Consider the following 22,220-nt stretch of genomic DNA (forward strand, 5'->3'; position numbering starts at 1 on the left):
CGTTGCGTATGTCGCTCACTGCTGTCTAACATCTCGGCGAACGCGGGGTCAACGAAAAGCCGCCGCCCGCGAGAGGAACAGGAGCCCACCTCATCGTGACCGCCGACGGATCTCTTGCCACCACCCCCGACGTCGTGGACGTCGTCACCCTCGGCGAGTCCATGGTCACCTTCCTGCCCTCCCGCCCCGGCCGCCTCGCCGACGTCCCCTCCTTCGACCGGGCCATCGGCGGCGCCGAGTCCAACGTCGCCTGCGCGCTCGCCGCCGCCGGACACACCGTCCGCTGGGTCAGCCGCGTCGGCACCGACGGCTTCGGCGACCACCTGGTGGAGACCATCGGCGGCTACGGCGTCGACACCGGTGCCGTACGCCGGGACCCCGCCCGGCCGACCGGCGTGTACTTCCGCACCGCCGGGGACCGCGCCACCGACGCCCACGAGGTGGCGTACTACCGCGCAGGCTCCGCCGCGTCCGCGATGTCCACGGGGACGGTGGACCTGGCGGCGGTGGACGCCGGACGCGTCCTGCACCTCTCCGGCATCACGGCCGCGCTCTCCGCCGACTGCCTGGAACTCCTGCGGCACCTGACCGCGCCCCGCCCCGGCCGCCCGCTGATCTCCTTCGACGTCAACCACCGGCCCGGCCTGTGGCGTGACCCGGCCGACGGCCCCCGGGTACTGCTGGAACTGGCACGCCGGGCGGACATCGTCTTCGTCGGCGACGACGAGGCATGGGGCCTGGACGGTCCCGACGCCGTCCGGGCGGCCCTGCCCGAACCCGAACTGCTCGTCGTCAAGCAGGGCGCCGCCGGCGCCACCGCCTTCCACGGACCGCACGCCACCCGCGAACCCGCCCCCCGCGTCGACGTCGTCGCCGCCGTCGGCGCCGGTGACGCCTTCGCCGCCGGGTTCCTCTCCGCCACCCTGCGCGGACTCCCGCTCCGCGACCGGCTCCGCCACGGCCACCTCGCGGCCGCCGCCGCCCTCACCATCCCCGGCGACCTCGCCGCACCGCCCGCCCGGCACCACGCCGACCGCCTCGCCGCCCTCGACGACGCCGCGTGGGGGAGACTGCGACTCGGCCCCGGCTGGACACAGGACGTCCGAGGGGCCGACGAGGAGGTACGCACCCCATGAGCCAGACCGTCGACCGCGCGCTCAGCATCCTGCCGCTGCTCGCCGAGGGCCCCGCCGACCTCGGCCGGGTCGCCGACGCCCTCGGCGTCCACAAGTCCACGGCCCTGCGCCTGCTGCGCACCCTCCACGAACACGGCTTCGTCTACCGCCAGTCCGACCAGCGCTACCGCCTCGGCGCCCGGCTCATCGCCCTCGCCCAGGAGGCGATGGAGAACCTGGACGTCCGCGAGATCGCCCACCCCCACCTCGTACGCCTCAACGAGAACTGCGGCCACACCGTCCACCTCGCCGTCTACGAGGAGGACGAGGTCCTCTACATCGACAAGGTGGAGAGCCGCTACCCGGTCCGCATGTACTCGCGGATCGGCAAACCCGTCGCCATCACCGTCGCGGCCGTCGCCAAACTGCTCCTCGCGGACCTCCCCGAGAGCGAGCGCCGCGCCGTCGCCGAGAAACTCGACTACCCCCTGTACACGGCCCGTTCGACACCCGGCGCCGACGCCTTCCTCAAGGAACTGGCCAAGGTGCGCGAACAGGGCTGGGCCACCGACCTCGGCGGCCACGAGGAGTCCATCAACTGCGTCGCCGCACCCGTCAGGGACGCCGGCGGCCGGGTGGTCGCCGCGATGTCGGTCTCCGCGCCGAACGTCGTCGTCACCGCCGACGAACTCCTCACCCTGCTCCCGCTGGTGCGCCGTACGGCGGACGCCATCAGCGGCGAGTACTCCGGCAGGACCCCAGTCAAGGAAGTCACCACATGACCGAGAAGACCGCGCTCACCCCCAAGACCCACACCGTGCCCCCGGCCAGGTTCAGCCACGGCGTACGCAAGGGCAACATCCTCCAGGTCGCCGGCCAGGTCGGCTTCCTCCCGCACGAGGACGGCAAGGCCCCCACCCCGGCCGGCCCCACCCTGCGTGAGCAGACCCTGCAGACCCTCGCCAACGTGCAGGCGATCCTCGAAGAGGGCGGTGCGAGCTGGGACGACGCGATGATGATCCGCGTCTACCTCACCGACGTCGACCACTTCGCCGAGATGAACGCCATCTACAACGAGTACTTCGAGGTACAGGGCCTCACCCAGCCCCCGGCCGCGCGCACCACCGTCTACGTGGGCCTGCCCGCCGGCCTCCTCATCGAGATCGACGCGCTCGCCGTACTGGGCTGACCGTCCCTCTCCGTATCTCCCGCTTCTCCGCGCACGGCACGGCGCTCCCCGCCCGGAGCGCCGTGCCGCGATGCTCCCTGCCCGAAAGCCGTATGCACTCCCCCAGAAAAACCAGAGGACCCCCCTATGTCCGAAGCCCCGCCCCACACCGGCGGCCTGCTCCTCCTGATCGACGGCACGGCCGGTCTGCTCACCGTCGCCGCGATCGGCATCGCCCTCCTGCTCTTCCTGATCATCAAGGTCCGGCTCCAGCCGTTTGTCGCGCTGCTCGCCGTCTCCATAGCCGTCGGCCTGCTCGCCGGCCTGTCGGTCACCGAACTCTTCGGCACCGTCCAGAAGTCCGACGCCGTCTCCACCATCGAGTCCGGCATGGGCGGCATCCTCGGACACGTCGCCATCATCATCGGCCTGGGCACCATGCTCGGCGCGATCCTCGAAGTCAGCGGCGGCGCGCAGGTGCTCGCCTCCCGGCTGCTGTCCCTCTTCGGCGAGAAGCGCGCGCCCCTCGCCATGGGCCTCACCGGCCTCATCTTCGGCATCCCGGTCTTCTTCGACGTGGGCATCTTCGTCCTCGCGCCGATCGTCTACGCCGCCGCCAAGCGGAGCGGCAAGTCGGTCCTGCTCTACTGTCTGCCGCTGCTGGCCGGGCTCTCCATGACCCACGCGTTCCTGCCGCCGCACCCCGGCCCGGTCGCCGCCGCCGGTCTCCTCCACGTCGACCTCGGCTGGGTCATCCTCATGGGCGTCGTCTGCGGCATCCCCGCCGTGCTGGCCGCCTGGGCCTACTCCGCCTGGATCGGCCGCCGCCTCTTCGTCGCCGTCCCCCAGGACATGGTCGAGGCCGCCGAGGAGGCCAAGGAGGCCGTCCTCGCCGAGCAGCGCTCCGCCGGTGTCACGCCGCGCGAGGACCCGGTGCCGCTCGGCACGGTCCTCGGCATCATCGGCACCCCGCTGGTCCTCATCCTCGCCGCGACGTTCTCCTCGATCGCCCTGGACCCCTCCACCGGCCGCTCGGTGATCGAGTTCTTCGGCAACCCGTTCGTCGCCCTCACCATCGCCCTCTTCCTCGCCTACTACCTGCTCGGCGTCCGGCGCGGCTGGTCCCGCAAGTCCCTGGAGTCGGTCTCGACGTCCTCGCTCAAGCCGGTCGGCAACATCCTGCTGGTGGTCGGCGCGGGCGGCGTCTTCGGCGCCGTCCTCAAGGGCAGCGGCGTCGCCCAGGCCCTCTCCGACACGTTCAACGGCATCGGCCTGCCGGTGATCGTGCTGTCCTACCTGATCTCGGTCGTGCTCCGGGTGGCGCAGGGCTCGGCGACCGTGGCGATCGTCACGACGGCGGGCATCGTCACCCCGCTGCTCGCCGACGGCGACCACTCCCAGGCGTTCCTCGCCCTGGTCATCATGGCCATCTCGGCGGGCTCCATCTTCGCCTCGCACGTCAACGACGGCGGCTTCTGGATGGTGGCCAAGTACTTCGGCATCAGCGAGCGGGACACGCTCAAGTCGTGGACCGTGCTGGAGAGCGTGCTGTCGCTCGGCGGGTTCGCGGTGGCGGCCGTACTGAGTCTGTTTGTCTGAGAAGCCTGTCCGTCCCGGCATCGTCGGGGTAACGATGCCGGGCCCGGCTGTCCTCCGCACAGGATCGTCGACCATACTGCCCGCGTGGAGCAGCGCATTGGATCGAGCAGCCAGCCCCTGGAAGGCGCCGGATTCGACCCGGCCTTCATCCCCGGGCTCACGTCGCCCGGGTCCGGCGAGAAGGAGGACGTGAAGCCGGCGGCGGAGGCGGAGCCCGGCTTTGTGGACGCCGACGAGGAGCCGCCCCCGGCACCCGGCGCGTCCGGCGCCGAGGCATCCCCGGAGGAGGCCGCCGCGGACGCTTCCGAGGAGGCCCCTGAGGCCCCGGAGGACGGCCCCGTCTTCGAGGCGGCCGACCGGCGCGCCAAGGTCGTCGCCGACCACAGCGGCGTCCGCCTCGCCCTGGACGACCAGGCGTGCGAGTTCCGCTGGGACGAGATCGGCGCGGTCGAGACGGAGACGGCGCGCTTCGGCAAGCGGTTCACCGTCACGGTGCACACGCACGACCGCCGCTGGTACTACGTCGAGGTCGAGGCGGTCTCCCGCGGCCGGTTCGCGGAGTGGGAGTCCGAACTGGACGCGGTGCTGGACGCGTACTTCGAGGACGGCGACACCGAGGAGAAGACGGCGGAGCCGGAGGACAAGACGGCGGAGCCGGAGGAGGAGACGGCGGAGCCGGAGGAGAAGGCCGGCGACGCCAAGTAGGCACATGGCGTAAAGATCCGCGCACGCCCTCTTGCCGCCCCGCCCGCCGTGGGCTTTCTTGACCCTCATGGCGGACCTCACGGGCAACCTCAGTGACACCGGCACCACCCGCAAGTCCAGTTGGCGCCACATCGGCCCCGGCATCGTCGTGGCGGCGACCGGGGTCGGCGCCGGCGACCTGGTGGCCACGCTGATCGCGGGCGCCAACTTCGGTTACACCCTGCTCTGGGCGGCCGTCATCGGCTGCCTGGTCAAGATCTCCCTGGCCGAGGCGGCGGGCCGGTGGCACCTGTCCACCGGCCGCACCCTCTTCGACGGCTGGGCGAGCCTCGGCCCCTGGACCACGTGGTTCTTCGCCGTCTACGCGGTGATCTGGGGCTTCGTCTACGGCGCGGCGGCGATGTCGTCCAGCGCCCTGCCGCTCCAGGCGCTCTTCCCCGACGTGATGGACCTCGAATGGTGGGGCGTCGCCTGCGGCGTGGCCGGCCTCGTCTTCGTCTGGTTCAACAAGTACGCCGTGTTCGAGAAGGTCATGACGGTCCTGGTGGGCGTCATGTTCGTGGTGACGGTGTACCTGGCGATCCGGGTCGCCCCCAACCTGGGCGACGCCTTCGCGGGCCTCCTCCCGGTGCTGCCCGACGAGAAGGACTCCGTCCTCAACACCCTCGGCCTGATCGGCGGCGTCGGCGGCACGATCACGCTGGCCGCGTACGGCTACTGGGTCAACGCCAAGGGCTGGACGGACACCGGCTGGATGAAGGTCATGCGGCTGGACAACCGGGTCGCGTACGCCACCACCGGCATCTTCGTCATCGCGATGCTCTTCGTCGGCGCCGAGATGCTGCACTCGGCCGAGGTCGCCATCGCCAGCGGTGACAAGGGCCTGATCCAGCTCGGCGACATCCTGGCGGACGAGTACGGCTCGGCCACGGCGAAGTTCTTCCTGATCGGCTTCTTCGCCACGTCGTTCACCTCGCTCATCGGCGTCTGGCACGGCGTCAGCCTGATGTTCGCCGACTTCGTGGCCCGGCGGCGGGGCGGGACCGAGACCCGGGGCGAGGACGTGGCCTCGGGCCGCCGCGAACGCTCCTGGGCCTTCCGCGGCTATCTCCTCTGGCTGACCTTCCCGCCGATCGTCCTGCTCTTCCAGGGCCAGCCCTTCCGCCTTGTCATCCTCTACGGCGTGCTGGGCGCGGCCTTCATGCCGTTCCTCGCCCTGACCCTGATCTGGCTGCTCAACTCCGCGCGCACGCCCCGCGAGTGGCGCAACGGCGCGCTGAGCAACGGCATGCTGGCCGTCGCGGGCCTGCTCTTCCTGGTCCTGTGCGTGAAGCAGATCTGGGACCAGCCGTGGGCGGAGTTCTTCTGACCCGCGCAGGCGGGTCTAGCTCTGGATGCTGTCCGCGCCGGTGGCACCGGCGAGGGCCCGGCCGATCAGGGTGGTGAAGTCGCTGTAGACGGCGTCGGCGTCCTTGTTCCTCGGCAGCAGCGGCCGCAGGGGGCTCTCCGCGTCGAGATCGGTGGAGAGCCGCTCCTTGTAGGCGTTGTAGACCTTCGCGATGTCCGCGCGGAACGCGCCGCTGCCCCACTTCAGCGGCCGGGCGCGCATCCGGTCGTCGTTGGTGGCCGCGATGGAGGCGACGTCCATGAGGAAGCAGTCGAGCAGATCGGTGACGTCCTGGGTACTCGCCCCGGGGGTGCGGGTGCGGGCGTCCTGGGCGAGCAGCCGGGCCATCTCCAGGGCGGTGTCGCGGTAGATCTGGTAGCGCGGCCCGCTGGGGATGACGGCCAGGATGTGATCGGGCTGCTTGGCGCCCACCGTGTTCATCATCGGCATCTCGCCGCCGCGCTGCTGGTCCTCCAGCCCCGGCACGGGCCAGGGCATGCCGCGCAGATGCTTCTCCTCCTGCGCGATCCCCTGGGCGTCGGCCAGCGGGTGGACCGAGAACTCGTGCGCGAGCATGCCCATGACGTACCCGACGTCGTACTTCTCGAAGTAGTAGGCGGCGAGCGTGACGAAGACACCGTCGGCGCCCCGGTCCTTGACCTCGGCGGGTGTGTCGGCGGTGCGCTTCTCCAGGGTGATGTGGCAGGTACGGGTACCGACGAACTCGTTGATCGCGCTGTGCCGGTTGAGCAGGTCGAGGACGCGGGCCGCCTTCTCCTGGTACTGCGCCTTCGTCCGGTCGAGGTTGGTGAACCGGAAGCTGCCCTGGACGAACGGCTCCGGTGCGGCGGCCGTGGTCGCCGGGGCCCGCTGCACCATGTGCCCGCCCTGCCGCAGCGCGGCGGTGACGGCCGCGTTGCCCGCGGTGTGCCGGTGGTCGAGGACTCCGGGCCGTGCCCCGTCCTCCTGCCGTACGGCGGTGGACGGCAGCGGCGTACGCGGGGGCCGCGCCGCCTGGTCGTGATCGTGATCGTGAGCGCGGGCGTGCAAGGAAATTCCTTCTGAACGGGGCGTTACGCGGTTCTGTATACGCGCCCGTACGGCCGGGGTGAAGGACCGCGAGGGCACACCCGGGTTGCCCCCGCGGTCATCCCTCTACCGCAGCTTCTCCCACTCCTCACTCAGCGCCATCTCCTTGAGCTGGTCCATGGTCAGCGCGGGGGTCTCGCGCTCCGGCTCGGCGTGCGCGGCGCCGTTGTTGAAGGCGCTGATCACCACCCGGAACCCGTCGGTGCCCTTGCGCAGGGTGTCGACCGTCCACATCACGGCCCCGGCGACCCGGTCGTCCCCGGCGCCCTGCTGGGTGCTGAGCAGCGTGCCGTCGGGCAGGGTCTCGGCGTCGCCCCAGAGCTGCTCGGTGATCTCCGGGTCGTTCATGCCGTGCTCCACGTTGACCTGGACGAGGCTCTGGCCGCGACCGTCGTCGACGATGACGTACGCGAACTCGCCCGAGCCGTCGTCGCCGTGGTCGACCACGTCCAGCCCCTTCGGCAGCAGCGCGGTGAGGGTGTCGCCGGCTCCCTCGCCGGGGGCGTCGGACGGGGTGGTCTCCGGCGATGCGGGGGCGGACGGCTTGTCGGTCTCGCCGGGCAGGGAGTCGATCATCCCGCGCCACACGTCGGCCGTGACGACCTCCTTCAGCTCGGCGGGGGACAGCGGCGGCTCCTCGCGGGAGATCTCCGCGCCTTTCTCGGCCGGGGCGTTCCACTCGGACAGGCTGACGTGCTGCCCCTCCGCCGTGACCAGGTCGGCGGACCAGAGCCGGGTGTCCTCGCGCCGGTCCGGATACTCGTAGCCCTGGAAGAGCCGGAGCGTGGAGCCGTCCGGCAGCCGGCTGGTGGAGCAGGCGTCGTACGGGGTGAAGGTCTTGTCCGGGCACTCCGTCACCTGGCCGGCGTCCGAACCGGTCCGGGCGAGGCCGAAGGCGAGGGCGGCGGCGCCGTCACCGTCGTCGTAGACGACGTTCAGGTACGGCTCGTCGTCCTGTGCGCTGCCACTGAGCCGCCCGTCGGGGAGCAGCTCCTCCAGCGCCGAGTACATGGCCTTGCCGGTGAAGGGGGAAGGGGAGGCGGCCGGCCGGGTGCCGGTGGAGGCGGCCGAGGCGGTTCCGGTGGCCTCCGCCGTGCCCCCGCGCGGCAGCAGCAGCGCACTGCCCACCCCCACCAGGGCGACCCCGGCGACCCCGCCGGCCAGTCCGGCGCGGCGCCGCACCCGGGTCCGCTCCCCGCGCGCCCGTCCACCGGAGACGAGGGCGGCCCGGTCGGCCGCGAAGCCGTCGCCGGCATCGCGCAGGGCGTCGGCGAGCCGGTCCTCGAAGGAGTCACGCTGGTTCTCGGGCATGGCGAACACCCTTTCCGCAAGGTGTGAGGTGAGAGGTGAGTGGTCGGACGGCGCGGTGGCCGGACGGTGCGGTGCTCCGGGCGCCGGGGTCAGGGCCTGGCGTACTCCGAGAGGTCCTCGCCGAGCAGCTCGCGCAGTCTGCCCAGCGCCCGGACGCAGCGTGTGCGCACCGCCGCCGAGCTGACGTTCATCACGTCGGCGGTCTCCTCGACGGAGCGGTCCTCCCAGTAGCGCAGGACGATGACGGCCCGGTCCTTGGGCGGCAGCCGGGACAGCGCGTCGAGCAGGGTGAGCCGCAGCGGCGCGTCACCGTCGCCGGTGCCCGGCAGCTCCGGGAGGACGTCCGTGGCCCGCTCGCCGCTGCTGCGTCTGCGCTGGTGGGTGAGGAACGCCCGGGTGAGGACGGTCTGCGCGTATCCGGCGGGGTTGTCGATCCGGGCCATCCGGCCCCAGCGGACATACAGCCGGCCGAGGGTCTCCTGTACGAGATCCTCGGCCAGATGTGTGTCGCCCGCCGTCAGCAGGCACGCGGACCGGTACAGCTGCCCGGCCCGCGCGGACGCGAACTCCGCGTACCCTTCCGCGCGCCCCTGTCGTGGCTGCCACATGCGGTCCCCCTGTCCGTGCCTGCCGTCCTCACTTCCCTGACGCGGCGGGACGGGGGAAATGTTTCATACGAAACGCACAGCCCCGCTCAGCAGTACTGCGCCTCCTTGCCGATCGACCGGTACATGCAGTCGGCGTTCTCCAGGAGCTGGAGCACGGCGTCGCGGTTGCGGGACGTCTCGCGCTCGATCACCTCGTCGGGCGGGTAGAAACCGCCCGCACTGCTGGACGTCGGGTACATCTCGAAGGTGTAGCCGAAGATCTTCTGGCTGCCCCACAGCCAGTCGTCGATCGAACCGTCCGTGATGTACAGGTCGCTGGACTGCTCGGCGGTGTAGCCGTTGCTGGCCGCCAGCTTGCCGCCGACCGTGGCGAAGGCGTTGCGGTCGTCGGCCGTCATGCCGGTCGTGGTGTCGGAGTAGGTGTAGCCGAAGGGCCACAGGACCAGTTCGCTGTATGTGTGGAAGTCGATCCCGGCGGTGATCTGCTGCTCGCCGCCGACGACGCGGCTGCGCACGAAGTTCGCGACGACCTTCACCTCGGGGGCGGACTCGGCGGACGTGCCGCGGTAGGTCTCGGAGGACGGCGAGCCGGAGGAACCGCCGCAGCAGCCGAACTGGTAGGCCCAGTTGCGGTTGAGGTCCGTCCCGACGTACGAGGAGCCGCTGTTGGGCTGCCGGTTCTTCCGCCACGACCGGTACGAGCCGGTGGCGATGTCGTACTCGCCGCCGTCCGGGTTGAGGTCGGGGACGATCCAGATCTCGCGGTTGTTCACCATGTTCGTGACGCGGGAGTCGGAGCCGTAGCCGGCGCCGAGTTCGCGGAGCAGGTACAGCGCCATCTCGACGGTGAGGTGCTCGCGGGCGTGCTGGTGGAAGGTGAACAGCACCTCGGGCTCGGACTCGTCCGTGGCCACGTTGTCGCTGACCTTGATCGCGACGATGTTCCGTCCGCTGTACGACGTCCCGATCACGCGCTTGCTCATGATGCCGGGGTAGGCGGCGATCCGCTGGTCGATCTCCGTGTTCGTCTCGGCGTAGTTGTGGTAGCGCGAGTCGGCCGACGGGAAGTCGAAGAGCCGCAGGTCGTCGGCGGCGGAGCTGCGGTCGGGCGCGGAGCCGACGAGGGTGACCTCGTACCCCTGGCCGCGGAGCTTCTTGATCTGGTCGGCGCGGCCGGAGACGACGACGGTCTCTTCGTCGGCCTCGTCGACGGTGACGCCGGACGCCTGGATGGCGGTGCGGGTGACGGGGTTCGTCCGCTGGTGGATCTCGTACTGCCGTACGTCGTCCGCGGACTCCGCCTGCGCCTGTGCGCCGGTCGCCGTGGCGTCGGTGACGGTGGCGGTGAGGGGTGCGGCCAGCGCGAGCGCGAGCAGCGCGGCGAGGGCCGCGCTGTGTCTGCGCGTGCCCTTCCTGCCTCGTATGTGCAGTCGCATGAATTCTCCTGGGGTGTGGAGCCGGGGGGTGTTTCAGTGCGACGGACCGGTCGGTGGTGCGGGTGTGGCGCACATGGTGTCGGCATGGCATGCACGGGTCAATGACGAGTGGTGCGTGCATGGACCGCGTGGACGAGATCCGGCCGGGAGGAAGGGCACACACAGAAAATCGATGACACTTCGGGGGGAAGTGTCATCGATCTCTGTACGGGCGGAACCGACCGGGGAGCGGTGAGGGCTACGGCAGCGCGTGGACGTGCGGCCCCACCGCCGAGGACCACGCGTTGCCCGCCGTGGCGTCCCAGTTCGTGGACCACGTCATCGCACCCCGCAGCGCCGGGTACGCCTTCGACGGCTTGAAGGAACCGCAGTTCGTCAGCTTCGTCAGGCAGTCGAGGGCGTTGTTCACCACGCCCGGAGCGACGTAACCGCTGCCCGCGCCGCGCGTCGAGGCCGGTACGCCGATGCCGACCTGGGACGCGTCCAGGCCGCCCTGCAACTGGATGCAGGCCAGCGCGGTCAGGAAGTCCACCGAGCCCTGGCTGTAGACCTTGCCGTCACAGCCCAGCATCGAGCCGCTGTTGTAGTACTGCATGTTGACGACGGTCAGGATGTCCTTCACGTTCAGCGCCGTCTGGAAGTACGAACCCGACGTCGACTGCATGTCGATGGTCTGCGGCGCCATCGTCAGGATCATGTCCGGGCCCGCCTTCGCGGACAGCGCCCGCAGGGCCTGCGTCATGTACGTCGGGTTGAGCCCGTTCTCCAGGTCGATGTCGACGCCGTCGAAACCGTACGTCTGCATCAGCGAATAGACCGAGTTCGCGAAGTTCGTCGCGGAGGCCGTGTCCGCGACCGACACCGTGCCCTTCTCGCCGCCGACCGAGATGATCACCTTCTTGCCGGCCGCCTGCTCGGCGGCGACATCCGCCTTGAACTGGTCGACGGTGTAGCCGTTCAGCTCGGCCGAGGCCAGGTTGAACGTCACCGCGCCCGGCACCGTCGTCGCGTCGGCGAAGGCCACCGCGATGATGTCGTACGCGTCCGGCACGTCGGAGATCCGCTGCACGGTCGCGCCGTTGTCGAAGTTCTGCCAGTAGCCGGTGACGGCGTGCGCGGGGAGGTCACCGCCGCCGGGGCCCCCGCTCTGCTCCGTCGTGCGGCCCGTCACCGCCGCCGACTTCGCCGACTCGCCCGCCGAGTTCACCGCCGTGACCTGGAAGGAGTACGACGTCGAGGCGGCGAGCCCGGTCACGGTCGCCGACGTGCCGGTCACCGTCGTCACCTTCGTACCGTCGCGGTAGACGTTGTAGCCCGTCGCGCCGGACACCGTGTTCCAGGCGAGGGAGACCGAGGAGGAGGTCGTGGCCGACACGCTCGGGGCGGCCGGGGCGGACGGGACCACCACGGGCCCGTCACCGCCGCCGCCCCCGTCGGGTCCGAACACCGAGACGTCGTCGACGTAGTACGGCTGCTGCCCGTACCAGCCGTGCGTGTACACCGTCACCGAGGTCGTCGACGCGCCCGTCCTGAAGGACGTCGAGAGCTGCTTCCAGGCGGAGGAGTCCGGGGTCCACGTCGAGACGTCCGTCGTGCCCGTGCCCGTGACGCCCAGGTAGGCGTACCCGCCCTGCACCCAGGCGCCCAGCGTGTACGTGGAGTTCGGCTGCACGGCGACCGTCTGGGCGCACCGCGCGTTGTCCTGCCCGGCGGGCGTCGCCTTCAGCGCGGCCGCGCCGCCGTGCACCGGCGAGGAGACGGCGGCGCCGCTGCCCGCCGTACAGGTCCAGTTGCCGAGCCCGGCCTCGAAGCCGGCGTTCTTCGCGTTGTTGACGTCGGCGGCGGACGCCTGCCCCACCACCGTGACGGAGAGGGCGAGCGCCGCGGTGACGCTCCCCGCCCAGAATCTCGTCCGCCTGCCCAGCCGTCTGCGTACGCGTGCCATCGGGACCTCCGGTGGGGGAGTCGGGGGAGAGTGGTGAGGTAAAGGTGGTCCAGACCAATTGAGGGTGTCAAGAGGTAGGTCCGAACCAAGCTCGCCGCTCGGGGGCCTCCGTCGCCCGGCCGGAAAATGCTCAACCTGCCCCGTTTTGACGCACCTTGTGCATCACAAGTTGTTCCACAGCTACAGAAACGCTGTTCTCCGGTCATAGACGCGTGGATACAGTGCTCGGGAAGTCACGCAGTGAAGTCATCCGGGTGTGCCGGAGTTACACCGGTGGACCGACGGGCATGGGAGACGGGGAGCCGCGCGTGCCAACTGCCATTGCCGTGACCAGTGCCGACATGGCACTGCCGCCACAGGACGAACGGACCGTGCCCGCGGTCGTGCTCCAGGACGTCGAACAGCGCCCGCTCGACCAGGTGCTGGCCGAACTCCAGACCCTGGTCGACCACCACGGACACGTCATCGTCGTCTGCTCGCAGGCGGTCCCGCCCGCCGTCGAGCGGCGGCTGCGCACCGTCCGCTCCCTCCTGGAGAGCGACCGCATCGCCCTGTTCCGGCCGGACCTGCCGCCGCTGGGACTGTCCGTACTGGTCCGCCAGTTGCGGCAGCTCGCCTCCTGCGACCTCAGCCCCGGCGTCCTCGCCTCGGCGGGGCGGCTGCTCACCCACTACATCCACTCCGGCGCGCTGCTCGGCTCGGTCGCCCGGCTCGACCGGGTCCCCGTCGGGCTGAAGGCGCACGCCAAGTCCTGGGTGCCCGGGAGCCAGTTCGCCGTACTGGCCCATCCGCAGCCCCAGCTCGTACGGATCGGCACCGACGCGGCGCTCGGCGGGCCGGACTTCGGCACCTGGATGCTGGTCGCCAGGGGACAGCAGCCGGCCGACTGGGTCACGGGCACCCTCGCGCCCTCCTGGAACGTGCTGGGAATGCGGGAGACCCCCCTCCCGGCCGACTCCGCGGCCTGGTGGGGGACGGGACGCGTCACCGAGTTCTGCGCCTTCCTGCCCGACCTGTCGGTCCTCTACCAGCTCGTGACGTCGGTGCGGCAGAGCACCTGCCACTGGTGCGGCATCGACGTCATCGGCGACCGGTGCGTGTTCTGCTCCGCCGGGCCGCCCGCCGAGGAACTGCGCCACCGGGGCGCCCGCCGGGCCCTGCCGCCCGCGACGGAGCAGAACGGCCGGACCGGCGTCCGCGACGGCACGCGGGGGAGACAGGGCGGCCGGCACAGCGGGCCGTACGAACTCGAACAGGCCCCCGCCGCCCCCGACGTCCCCCGCCGCAACGCCCTTCCCGCCGGTCCCGGCGGCTGACCCCGCCCCGGACCCCGTTCCCGCCCGCCCCTCCCGCGCCCCGAACCCCCCGCCCGATCGATATCCCCGGTGAGGTTGTACGGCCCATGAACTCCCGTCAGCGCCGCGGCGTGATCCTGCTCATCCTCTCGGTGCTCTGCGCCTTCGGCGCCTTCGCCGGCGTCCTGTCCGTCATCAGCGACGTGAAGTCCAAGGTCGGCCCCGAGGTCACCGCCTACCGGCTCAAGGACCAGGTGGCCCCGTACACGACCCTCAGCCCGGACCAGTTCGAGAAGATCAAGATGCCCGAGCGGTGGCTGTCGGACAACGCCGTCACCGACCTCGCCCAGATCCGCGGCAAGATCGCCGTGACCACCCTCAAGAGCGGCTCCCTGCTCCAGAGCGACATGGTCGTCGACCAGCCCGCCCTCCAGCCCGGACAGCAGGAGGTCGCCATCATGATCGACTCGGCGACCGGGGTCGCCGGAAAGATCACCCCGGGGTCGACGGTCAACGTCTACGCCACCTTCGAGGGCGCGCGCGAGGGCGACCCCGACCAGTCGAAGATCATCGTGACCAACGCCAAGGTCCTCGACGTCGGCAAGCTCACCGCCCTCGAACCCGACGAGGACGACCGCACCCGGGAGGCCACCGAGGCCGTGCCCATCACCTTCGCGCTGTCCACCATCGACGCCCAGCGCATCACCTACGCCGAGTCCTTCGCGCAGCGCGTCCGGCTCGCGCTCGTGGCGCCCGGCGGCGACACCACGGTCCCCGAGCAGGACCGCACGTACGAACTCGCGAAGGACAAGTGAGAGCCCGCATGCCCACCAGGATCCTCCCGGCGGTCGGCGACGCGGACGCCGTCCGGTCCCTCACCACCCTGCTCAGCCAGCTCCCCGACGCCGAGCCGGTCGCCCCCGTCACCGACTCCACCCAGCTGATCGACACCCTCGCCCGCCTCGCCGCCGAGTCCGTCGACGAACTCCCCGAGGTCGTCGTCGTGCACGAGCGGATCGGCCCGGTCCCGGCCCTGGAGCTGATCCGCGAGGTCGCCCTGCGCTTCCCGGCCGTCGGCGTCATCCTCGTCACCTCCGACGCCACCCCCGGCCTCTTCCAGGCCGCCATGGACTACGGCGCCCGCGGCCTGGTCGCCCTCCCCCTCAACTACGAGGAACTCGCCGGCCGCGTTCACGTCGTCGCCCAGTGGGCGGTGGGCGTCCGCCGCCACCTCGGCAGCGGCGGCGACGTCTTCACCGGCGCGGGCGGCACCGTCGTCACGGTCAGCGGCGCCAAGGGCGGCGTCGGCGCCACCGTGACCGCCGTACAGCTCGCCCTCGCCGCACAGGCGTCCGGCCGCTCCACGGCCCTGCTCGACCTCGACCTCCAGACCGGGGACGTCGCCGCCTACCTGGACGTCCAGTTCCGCCGCTCGGTCCTCGACCTCGCGGCGATCACCGACATCTCCCCGCGCGTCCTCGCCGACGCCGTCTTCCGCCACGACAGCGGGCTCACCCTGCTGCTCGCCCCCGCCGAGGGCGAACGCGGCGAGGACGTCACCGACCGGGCCGCCCGCTCGATCGTCGGCGCGCTCCGCTCGCGCTACGACGTCGTCGTCATCGACTGCGGCGCCCAGCTCGGCGGGGCCGGCGCCGCCGCCGTGGAGACGGCCGACCGGGCGCTGCTCGTCACCACCCCCGACGTGGTCGCCGTACGGGGCGCCAAGCGCGCGGTGCGGATGTGGGACCGGCTCCAGATCCGCAAGGCCGAGGAGACCACCGTCGTCGTCAACCGGCACACCCGCGGTACGGAGATCCAGCCGCCGCTGATCGCCCGGATCACCGGCACGGCCGTCGCGGCCACCACCGTCCCCGCCCACTTCAAGGAGCTGCAGAGCGCCGTGGACGCCGGACGCCTGCACGAACTGGACGCCCGGAGCACCGTCAAGCAGGCGCTGTGGACGCTCGCCGCCGAACTCGACCTGGTCAAGGCCGTCGAGGGCGACCGGAAGCCCGGCCGGTTCCGCGGCGACCGCGGCGCGGTGGGGCTGCGGCGGCGGAGGGGCGGCGGGGGATGAGGAAACTCCGCAGGGCGTTACGGCCACGGCGCGAGGACCGCGACCGGGACCGTGACCGCGGCCAGGTCACCGTCGAGTTCCTCGGCATGACCCCGGTCATCCTCGTGACGCTGGTGGTGCTGTGGCAACTGGTGCTCGTGGGATACACGTTCACCCTGGCGGGTAATGCTGCCGACGAGGCGGTACGGGCGGGCACGGCCGCGTCGCCGGGGGAGCGGCAGGGCGCCTGCCAGGCCGCCGCCCTGGACAAGCTGCCGGACGCGTGGAGCGGCAGCGCGGGGTGCGAGACAGGGGGCGGCTATGTCAGGGCCACCGTCAGGCTCCAGGTCCCGGTGCTCTTCCCGGGTGCGTTCTCCCTGCCCTACGAGGTCGAGGGAGCCGCGGGGGCCGTGGAGGAGGCGGAGGACTGAGATGACCGGACACCGCATCCGCGCCCGTCTCCGCACCCGACGCGACGGCGGGCAGGTGGCGATCGAGTACCTCGGGTTCCTCCCGGTCCTCGTCCTCGTCGCGCTGGCCGGCGTACAGCTCGGCCTCGTCGCCTACACCGCCCAGCAGGCCGGCACGGCCGCCCGCGCCGGAGCGCGCGCCGCGTCGCTCGACCGGGGCGCCCAGGCGGGCTGCGCCGCCGCGGTCAGCGACTGGCTGTCCGTCGGCTGCTCCGCGGCCGAGGGCGGCGACACCGTCACCGTCACCGCCACCGTCCAGATCCCGTCGGTCGTTCCCGGCTGGGACTTCGGAGCCGCCACCAAGACCGCCACCATGCCGCTGGACCACTGAGCAAGGAGCACCGGACGCATGAGCCTGCGCGCACGCATCCACTCCCCCGAGGAGCACGGCAGCCGGGGCGAGGACGGCCACCTGGTCGCCTCGTACCGCGCCAAACTCCTGGAGGAGATCGACCTCGCGGAGATGAGCGGCCTGGCCGCGGCCGAGCGCAGAGCCCGCCTGGAGCGCGTCCTCGGGCACATCATCAGCCGCGAGGGCCCGGTCCTGTCGACCGTGGAACGCTCCCAGCTGATCCGCCGGGTCGTCGACGAGGCGCTGGGCCTCGGCATCCTCGAACCGCTCCTCGAAGACGCCTCCATCACCGAGATCATGGTCAACGGGCCCGACGCGGTCTTCGTGGAGCGCGGCGGCCGGGTCGAGCAGCTCCCGCTGCGCTTCGCCTCCCACGACCAGCTGATGCAGACCATCGAGCGGATCGTCTCCACCGTCAACCGCCGCGTGGACGAGTCCAACCCCATGGTCGACGCCCGCCTCCCCTCCGGGGAACGCGTCAACGTCATCATCCCGCCGCTTTCCCTGACCGGCGCCACCCTCACCATCCGCCGCTTCCCGCGCTCCTTCACCCTCCAGGAGCTGATCGGCCTCGGCTCGCTCGACGAGCACATGCTGTACCTGCTGGCCGGCCTGGTGCGGGCCCGGTTCAACATCATCGTCTCCGGCGCCACGGGCACCGGCAAGACCACTCTCCTCAACGCGCTCTCCGGCCTGATCCCCGAGCACGAGCGCATCATCACCATCGAGGACTCCGCCGAACTCCAGCTCCAGCAGGCGCACGTCATCCGCCTGGAGTCCCGCCCGCCCAACGTCGAGGGCAAGGGCGTCATCACCATCCGCGACCTGGTCCGCAACTCCCTGCGGATGCGCCCCGACCGCATCGTCGTCGGCGAGGTCCGCGGCGGCGAGTCCCTCGACATGCTCCAGGCCATGTCCACCGGCCACGACGGCTCGCTCGCCACCGTCCACGCCAACAGCGCCGAGGACGCCCTGATGCGGCTCCAGACACTGGCCTCCATGTCGGACGTGGAGATCCCCTTCGTCGCCCTGCACGACCAGATCAACAGCGCCGTCGACGTCCTCGTCCAGCTCACCCGCTTCCCCGACGGCGCCCGCCGCATCACCGAGATCGCGCTGCTCGCCAGCCACGGCGGGGAACCGTACCGGCTGGCCAGCGTCGCCCGCTTCCACGCCCGGCCGATGACCCCCGACGGCCGCGTCCACGGCGTCTACGAGCACCATCCGCTGCCCCGCCGCGCCGCCGACCGCCTGCACATGGCGAGCCAGCCCGTCCCCCAGGCGTTCGGCGTCGCCCGGTCCGCCGACCAGCTCGCCACCCGAGAGACCCGGTAGGAGCCCGACCGATGGAACTGTCCGCCCTCGTCCAGGTCACCACCGGCATCACCCTGCTGACCTGCGTCCTGGCCGTCGCCGGCCTGCACTCCTACGCCACCGGCCGCGCCCAGCGCCAGGCCCTCGTCGACCGGCTCTCCGCGACCGGGCAGACCACGTACAACGGCCGCCGCCGGCACTTCCCGAACCTGGACCGCAGGCTGCGCCGCACCCGGCTCGGCAAGGACCTCGAACTGCGGCTCTCCGCGACCGGCCTGGACGTCACCCCCGGCGAGTTCTTCGTCTACATGCTCGCCACGGTCGCCGGCCTCTGGCTGGTCGGACAGGCCGCCCTCGCCCCGTTCTTCGGGCCGCTCGCCGGGGCGCTCGGCGTCTGGGTGGCGGTGCTGTTCCTCAACTGGCAGCGGCAGAAGCGCATCGAGAAGTTCATCAACCAGCTCCCCGAGATGGCCCGCATCATCGCCAACGCCACCCAGGCGGGCCTCGCCCTGCGCACCGCCATCGGCATGGCCGCCGAGGAGCTGGAGGCGCCCGCCGGCGAGGAACTGGGCAAGGTCGCGGACCAGCTCGCCATCGGCGCCTCCATGGACGACGCCCTCGGCGAACTCGCCGCCCGCCTGCCCTCCCGCGAACTCGTCGTCCTCGTCACCACCCTCGTCCTGTCCAACCGGGCCGGCGGCCAGGTGGTCAGCGCCCTGCGCAACCTGACCGAGACCCTGGAGGAGCGCAAGGAGACCCGGCGCGAGGTCCGCACCCAGCTCTCCCAGGTCAACATGACCTCGTACGCCGTCCCCGTGCTCGGTGTCGGCTCGCTGTTCCTGATGAACGGAGTGAAGGACGGCGCCCTCGAACGCATGACCGGCTCCTCGGCCGGGCAGATCGCCGTCCTGGTCGCCTTCTCGCTCTACGCGGTCGGCTTCATCCTGATCCGCCGCCTGTCCCGCATCGACGTCTGAGGAGGCCGACCACATGGGACTGCTGCTCGCCGCCGTCATGGGCCTCAGTGTCTGGGGCGTCTTCGCCGGTATCCGCATGTACCGGGCCGACGCGAAGCTCCCCGGCGACCTGGCCCTCGCCCTGGAGGTCGGCGCCACCCGCACGGGCGCCGTCGACTCCCTCGTCGACCGCATGGGCATGCGGTACGCGCCCGCCGTACTGCGCCTCATGGGGCCCGCGCAGGTCGCCCGGTACCGCCGCAAGATCGACCTCGCGGGCAACCCCGGCGGCCTCACCCTCGACCGCTACGCGGCCCGCCGAGCGGTCTACGGCGCCCTGGGCGCCGTCGGCTTCTTCGTCTTCCTCCTCCGCGGCCAGTACCTCGTCGCCCTCCTCCTCCTGGCCTTCGGCGCGTTCTGGACCGAGGTCGGCATATGGTCCGCGATCCGCGTCCGCAAGGACGTCATCGAACGGACCCTCCCCGACTTCCTGGACGTCCTCGCCGTCGTGGTCAGCGCGGGCCTCGGCTTCCGCCAGGCCCTGGACCGCGTGGCCACCCGCTACGAGGGCCCCTGGGCGGACGAACTGCGCATCACCCTGCGCCAGATGGACCTCGGCATGAGCCGCCGCCAGGCCTTCACGGAACTGCGCCGGCGCAACGACTCCGAACAGGTCGCCATGTTCGTCACGGCGTTGCAGCAGGGCGAGGAACTCGGCGCCCCCATCGTCGACACCCTCGTCTCCCTCGCCAAGGACATGCGCCGCACGGACGCGCAGAACGCCCGCCGCAAGGCCGCCCGCGCCGTCCCCAAGGCCACCATGATGATCACGACGTTCATGGTCCCGGCCACGATGATCCTCCTCGGCGCCGGCCTGATCCTCGGCTCCGGCACCGACTTCGGCACGATCACCGGTGAGTAGGCGGAGCGGGGGATGACGTCCATGGAGCCGACGGTGACGGGGCCGCGAGGAGCGGTCCCCGAGCGGAGGACCGGGCCGGCGCGCGGACTGCTGCGCCGCCGCCCCGGCCCACCGGAGATCACGGGCCCGGCGACCGGCCCGGCGACCGGCCCGGCGTCCGGCCCGGCGGGCGGACACCTGCCGGGGGAGCCGATGCCGGGGGAGCTGTTGCCCGGGGGGCCACCGCTGCCGGGAGAGTTGCTGCCGGGGGTGCCGCGGCAGGCGCCCCGCAGCGGCCCCGCGCCCGCTTCCACGCCCGCGCCCGCTTCCACGTCTGCGCCCGCGCCCGCTTCCACGCCCGCGCCCGACTCCACGTCTGCGCCCGCGCCCTTGCCCGCGCCGGCGGACCGTCCCGGTCAGGCGGCTCCCCGTGCCCCCGGCATCAGCGTGCAGGTGAACGCCTTGCAGGCCATGTGCCGCCAGGTCTTCGGCTTCCGCCTCGCCATGATCGCCGTGGCCGCCCCGGCCGCCCTCCTCAACGCCAGCCCCGGCACGGGCGCCCGGCTGGTCGGCGCCGCCGTGGTCGTCACCTTCATGGGCTCCTACGTCCTCTTCCGCGACTGGGAACGGTTCGGCCCCCTCCTCCTGCGCCACCCCACCCTGCTCGCCGCGGACACCCTCTTCGGCGCGCTGCTGCTCTTCTCGGCCGGTCCCGACACCACCCTCGCCTACGTCAGCGTCTGCACCCCGCTGCTGGCCGGACTGGTATACGGCTGGCGCGGCGCCGCCGTCTTCGCCTCGCTCCAGTCGCTGATCCTGCTGATGGCCCACGCGACGGCCCACTCGGCGGGCAGGGGCTCCCCGCGGCTCGCGGAGACGCTGCTCCTGCCCGGCCTCTGCGTGATCGCCGGGGCCGTCGGCTCCAGCCTGCGCACCCTCATGCTCCGCTTCGGCTCCGCCACCCAGGCGCTCACCGCCGTCCAGGCCCGGCTCGCCGTCACGGAGGCGGTCGCCGCCGAACGCGCCCGCCTCGCCCGGGAACTGCACGACTCCGTCGCCAAGACCCTGCACGGCGTGGCCCTCGCCGCGGACGGCCTCGCCGCGTCGGCCGGCGCGGACCGGACCGACCCCGGCCGGCTGCGCCGCCAGGCCGAACTGGTCGCCCGCTCGGCCCGCCGCGCCGCCGCCGAGTCCCGGGACCTCCTCGCCGATCTCCGCGACGAGTCCGACCCGTCGCACGGCACGGACGTCCTGGTGGAACTGGCCGCCCGCACGCGCGCGTTCGCCGTCGGCGGCGGCGTGCCGTGCGCGTACCACCCCACCGGCGGCCACGCCGTGCCGCCGGTCGCCCCGGCCGTGGCCCGCCAGCTCCTCAGCATCGCCGGGGAGGCCATGGAGAACGCCCGACGCCACGCCGCGCCCACCCGGATCGACGTCCGGGCGGGCGTCCACGGCGACCACCTGCGGATCAGCGTCCACGACGACGGCCCGGGACTCCCCGAGGGCACGACCCTCGAACAGCTGCGCCGCACCGGTCACTTCGGGGTGGTCGGCATGGTGGAGCGGGCCGGTTCGATCGGCGCCCGCATCCGCGTCGGCCCCGGCCGGGAGAGGCGCGGCACGGAGGTCCGCGTCGACCTGCCGCTGGCGGCGCTGGTCCCCCGTACCCCGCAGGAGGCGGTCCGATGACGTCCCCGCTGCCTCCGGTGCCGCTCCCGCCGGACGCGGTACGGGTCGTCGTCGTGGACGACAACCCGGTCGTCCGCGCGGGGCTGACGGCGCTGCTGTCCCAGAGCGGCTCCGTCACGGTCGTGGCGGAGGCCGCGGACGGCCGCGAGGCGTGCGAGGCGGCCGACCGCACCCGCCCCGACGTCGTCCTGCTGGACGTCCGCATGACCGGCGTGGACGGACTCGCCGCACTGCCGTACCTGGTGCGGATCGCGCCGGTGATGATGCTGACCTACAGCGGCGAGTCGGAGACGGTACGGGAGGCGCTGCGCCGGGGCGCCGGGGGCTATCTGGTCCACGGCGAGTTCACGGCGGAGGAACTGGTCACGGCGGTACGGGACGCCGGGGCGGGCCGCACGCACTTCTCACCGACGGCGGCCGGGGCGGTCCTGGACCAGCTCAGGAGTGCGAGTGCATACGGTCATGCGGAGAATGACCGGCCGTATCTCGCGGCAGAACAGGCGAGTTCACCCTTTCCTGTGGAAAAGCTTTCGCGAATGCAACCGGATGTGGGACAGTCGTCCGGTGGCAGGTCGGGGTTCCAGCTGAGCGCCAGGGAGGCGGAGATCATGGACCTCATCGCATCCGGCATGACCAATCAGCAGATCGCCGGTGCCTGCTTCATCAGCGAGAAGACGGTCAAGAACCACATCAACCGCATCTTCGCCAAGCTGCACAGCACGAGCCGCGCGGAGGCCACGGCGAAGTGGCTGGGCAACTGGGGGGACGCACGGTGAGCCGCCGGATTTGGGCCCGGATCTGGGCCCTGGGGCCCTCGGGGCGAC

21 protein-coding genes are annotated in these 22,220 nt (G+C 71.9%); 16 read left to right on the forward strand and 5 right to left on the reverse strand.

The window, feature by feature from the left end; all coding sequences use genetic code 11:
• Positions 1 to 95: 95 nt before the first annotated feature.
• From UW392_RS59755 to UW392_RS59780, 6 genes are all read left to right on the forward strand, one after another.
• A complete protein-coding gene (locus UW392_RS59755) occupies positions 96 to 1,136 on the forward strand; it encodes a sugar kinase (RefSeq protein ID WP_320783895.1) in 1,041 nt (346 codons plus the stop codon).
• Positions 1,133 to 1,897: an IclR family transcriptional regulator gene (locus UW392_RS59760; RefSeq protein ID WP_320783896.1), complete on the forward strand. Its 765-nt coding sequence runs from the start codon at positions 1,133 to 1,135 to the stop codon at positions 1,895 to 1,897. The genes UW392_RS59755 and UW392_RS59760 overlap by 4 nt, the downstream gene beginning before the upstream one ends.
• Positions 1,894 to 2,304: a RidA family protein gene (locus UW392_RS59765; protein WP_320783897.1), complete on the forward strand. Its 411-nt coding sequence runs from the start codon at positions 1,894 to 1,896 to the stop codon at positions 2,302 to 2,304. The genes UW392_RS59760 and UW392_RS59765 overlap by 4 nt, the downstream gene beginning before the upstream one ends.
• 126 nt (positions 2,305 to 2,430) lie before the next feature.
• Positions 2,431 to 3,882 (forward strand): gluconate:H+ symporter, encoded by a 1,452-nt coding sequence (locus UW392_RS59770; protein ID WP_320783898.1) that lies wholly within the window; start codon positions 2,431 to 2,433, stop codon positions 3,880 to 3,882.
• A gap of 84 nt (positions 3,883 to 3,966) precedes the next feature.
• Complete coding sequence (locus UW392_RS59775) at positions 3,967 to 4,587, forward strand: hypothetical protein (protein ID WP_320783899.1); 621 nt, start codon at positions 3,967 to 3,969, stop codon at positions 4,585 to 4,587.
• Positions 4,588 to 4,654: 67 nt separating this feature from the next.
• Entirely contained in the window at positions 4,655 to 5,956 is a 1,302-nt protein-coding gene (locus tag UW392_RS59780; RefSeq protein ID WP_320783900.1) for an Nramp family divalent metal transporter, read from the forward strand.
• A 15-nt stretch (positions 5,957 to 5,971) separates the two neighbouring features.
• Here UW392_RS59780 and UW392_RS59785 read toward each other — a convergent pair whose 3' ends face one another.
• The 5 genes from UW392_RS59785 to UW392_RS59805 form a co-directional block, all read right to left on the reverse strand.
• On the reverse strand, positions 5,972 to 7,024 hold the full coding sequence (locus UW392_RS59785; RefSeq protein ID WP_320783901.1) for a hypothetical protein: 1,053 nt from the start codon (positions 7,022 to 7,024) through the stop codon (positions 5,972 to 5,974).
• A gap of 105 nt (positions 7,025 to 7,129) precedes the next feature.
• Positions 7,130 to 8,374 carry a hypothetical protein gene (locus tag UW392_RS59790; protein ID WP_320783902.1) on the reverse strand — a complete coding sequence of 415 codons (1,245 nt, stop codon included), beginning with the start codon at positions 8,372 to 8,374 and terminating at the stop codon, positions 7,130 to 7,132.
• 89 nt (positions 8,375 to 8,463) lie between these two features.
• Positions 8,464 to 8,982 carry a SigE family RNA polymerase sigma factor gene (locus UW392_RS59795; protein ID WP_320783903.1) on the reverse strand — a complete coding sequence of 173 codons (519 nt, stop codon included), beginning with the start codon at positions 8,980 to 8,982 and terminating at the stop codon, positions 8,464 to 8,466.
• Between the two features lie 86 nt (positions 8,983 to 9,068).
• A complete protein-coding gene (locus UW392_RS59800) occupies positions 9,069 to 10,418 on the reverse strand; it encodes a M14 family metallopeptidase (RefSeq protein WP_320783904.1) in 1,350 nt (449 codons plus the stop codon).
• Between the two features lie 238 nt (positions 10,419 to 10,656).
• Positions 10,657 to 12,363, reverse strand: coding sequence for a glycoside hydrolase family 18 protein (locus UW392_RS59805; protein WP_320783905.1), 1,707 nt, complete (start codon positions 12,361 to 12,363; stop codon positions 10,657 to 10,659).
• A gap of 287 nt (positions 12,364 to 12,650) precedes the next feature.
• Here UW392_RS59805 and UW392_RS59810 point away from each other — a divergent pair, with 287 nt between their 5' ends.
• The 10 genes from UW392_RS59810 (at position 12,651) to UW392_RS59855 (ending at position 22,172) form a co-directional block, all read left to right on the forward strand.
• Complete coding sequence (locus UW392_RS59810) at positions 12,651 to 13,679, forward strand: hypothetical protein (RefSeq protein ID WP_320783906.1); 1,029 nt, start codon at positions 12,651 to 12,653, stop codon at positions 13,677 to 13,679.
• A gap of 86 nt (positions 13,680 to 13,765) precedes the next feature.
• A complete protein-coding gene (gene cpaB / locus UW392_RS59815) occupies positions 13,766 to 14,473 on the forward strand; it encodes a Flp pilus assembly protein CpaB (RefSeq protein ID WP_320783907.1) in 708 nt (235 codons plus the stop codon).
• An 8-nt stretch (positions 14,474 to 14,481) separates the two neighbouring features.
• Positions 14,482 to 15,735 (forward strand): AAA family ATPase, encoded by a 1,254-nt coding sequence (locus UW392_RS59820; protein WP_320783908.1) that lies wholly within the window; start codon positions 14,482 to 14,484, stop codon positions 15,733 to 15,735.
• A complete protein-coding gene (locus UW392_RS59825; RefSeq protein WP_320783909.1) occupies positions 15,732 to 16,145 on the forward strand; it encodes a TadE/TadG family type IV pilus assembly protein in 414 nt (137 codons plus the stop codon). Before UW392_RS59820 ends, UW392_RS59825 begins: the two co-directional genes overlap by 4 nt.
• 1 nt (position 16,146) lies before the next feature.
• On the forward strand, positions 16,147 to 16,515 hold the full coding sequence (locus UW392_RS59830; protein ID WP_320783910.1) for a TadE/TadG family type IV pilus assembly protein: 369 nt from the start codon (positions 16,147 to 16,149) through the stop codon (positions 16,513 to 16,515).
• Between the two features lie 18 nt (positions 16,516 to 16,533).
• Positions 16,534 to 17,871 (forward strand): CpaF family protein, encoded by a 1,338-nt coding sequence (locus tag UW392_RS59835; RefSeq protein WP_320783911.1) that lies wholly within the window; start codon positions 16,534 to 16,536, stop codon positions 17,869 to 17,871.
• Positions 17,872 to 17,882: 11 nt separating this feature from the next.
• Entirely contained in the window at positions 17,883 to 18,827 is a 945-nt protein-coding gene (locus UW392_RS59840) for a type II secretion system F family protein (RefSeq protein WP_320783912.1), read from the forward strand.
• Positions 18,828 to 18,840: 13 nt separating this feature from the next.
• Entirely contained in the window at positions 18,841 to 19,728 is an 888-nt protein-coding gene (locus UW392_RS59845; protein ID WP_320783913.1) for a DUF5936 domain-containing protein, read from the forward strand.
• 21 nt (positions 19,729 to 19,749) lie between these two features.
• Positions 19,750 to 21,396, forward strand: a complete 1,647-nt coding sequence (locus UW392_RS59850) for a sensor histidine kinase (RefSeq protein WP_320783945.1) — start codon at positions 19,750 to 19,752, stop codon at positions 21,394 to 21,396.
• On the forward strand, positions 21,393 to 22,172 hold the full coding sequence (locus UW392_RS59855) for a response regulator transcription factor (RefSeq protein WP_320783914.1): 780 nt from the start codon (positions 21,393 to 21,395) through the stop codon (positions 22,170 to 22,172). Before UW392_RS59850 ends, UW392_RS59855 begins: the two co-directional genes overlap by 4 nt.
• Positions 22,173 to 22,220 lie beyond the last annotated feature (48 nt).

This window comes from Streptomyces sp. CRN 30 (assembly GCF_034105845.1).

Excerpts from the sequence above, each read along its gene's own strand:
- UW392_RS59850 (WP_320783945.1), top strand. The coding sequence starts at position 19,750 with ATGGAGCCGACGGTGACGGGGCCGCGAGGAGCGGTCCCCGAGCGGAGG.
- UW392_RS59805 (WP_320783905.1), bottom strand. The coding sequence starts at position 12,363 with ATGGCACGCGTACGCAGACGGCTGGGCAGGCGGACGAGATTCTGGGCG.
- UW392_RS59820 (WP_320783908.1), top strand. The coding sequence starts at position 14,482 with ATGCCCACCAGGATCCTCCCGGCGGTCGGCGACGCGGACGCCGTCCGG.
- cpaB (WP_320783907.1), top strand. The coding sequence starts at position 13,766 with ATGAACTCCCGTCAGCGCCGCGGCGTGATCCTGCTCATCCTCTCGGTG.
- UW392_RS59835 (WP_320783911.1), top strand. The coding sequence starts at position 16,534 with ATGAGCCTGCGCGCACGCATCCACTCCCCCGAGGAGCACGGCAGCCGG.
- UW392_RS59810 (WP_320783906.1), top strand. The coding sequence starts at position 12,651 with ATGGGAGACGGGGAGCCGCGCGTGCCAACTGCCATTGCCGTGACCAGT.
- UW392_RS59790 (WP_320783902.1), bottom strand. The coding sequence starts at position 8,374 with ATGCCCGAGAACCAGCGTGACTCCTTCGAGGACCGGCTCGCCGACGCC.
- UW392_RS59765 (WP_320783897.1), top strand. The coding sequence starts at position 1,894 with ATGACCGAGAAGACCGCGCTCACCCCCAAGACCCACACCGTGCCCCCG.
- UW392_RS59800 (WP_320783904.1), bottom strand. The coding sequence starts at position 10,418 with ATGCGACTGCACATACGAGGCAGGAAGGGCACGCGCAGACACAGCGCG.
- UW392_RS59780 (WP_320783900.1), top strand. The coding sequence starts at position 4,655 with ATGGCGGACCTCACGGGCAACCTCAGTGACACCGGCACCACCCGCAAG.
- UW392_RS59770 (WP_320783898.1), top strand. The coding sequence starts at position 2,431 with ATGTCCGAAGCCCCGCCCCACACCGGCGGCCTGCTCCTCCTGATCGAC.
- UW392_RS59855 (WP_320783914.1), top strand. The coding sequence starts at position 21,393 with ATGACGTCCCCGCTGCCTCCGGTGCCGCTCCCGCCGGACGCGGTACGG.
- UW392_RS59840 (WP_320783912.1), top strand. The coding sequence starts at position 17,883 with ATGGAACTGTCCGCCCTCGTCCAGGTCACCACCGGCATCACCCTGCTG.
- UW392_RS59825 (WP_320783909.1), top strand. The coding sequence starts at position 15,732 with ATGAGGAAACTCCGCAGGGCGTTACGGCCACGGCGCGAGGACCGCGAC.
- UW392_RS59795 (WP_320783903.1), bottom strand. The coding sequence starts at position 8,982 with ATGTGGCAGCCACGACAGGGGCGCGCGGAAGGGTACGCGGAGTTCGCG.
- UW392_RS59760 (WP_320783896.1), top strand. The coding sequence starts at position 1,133 with ATGAGCCAGACCGTCGACCGCGCGCTCAGCATCCTGCCGCTGCTCGCC.
- UW392_RS59830 (WP_320783910.1), top strand. The coding sequence starts at position 16,147 with ATGACCGGACACCGCATCCGCGCCCGTCTCCGCACCCGACGCGACGGC.
- UW392_RS59845 (WP_320783913.1), top strand. The coding sequence starts at position 18,841 with ATGGGACTGCTGCTCGCCGCCGTCATGGGCCTCAGTGTCTGGGGCGTC.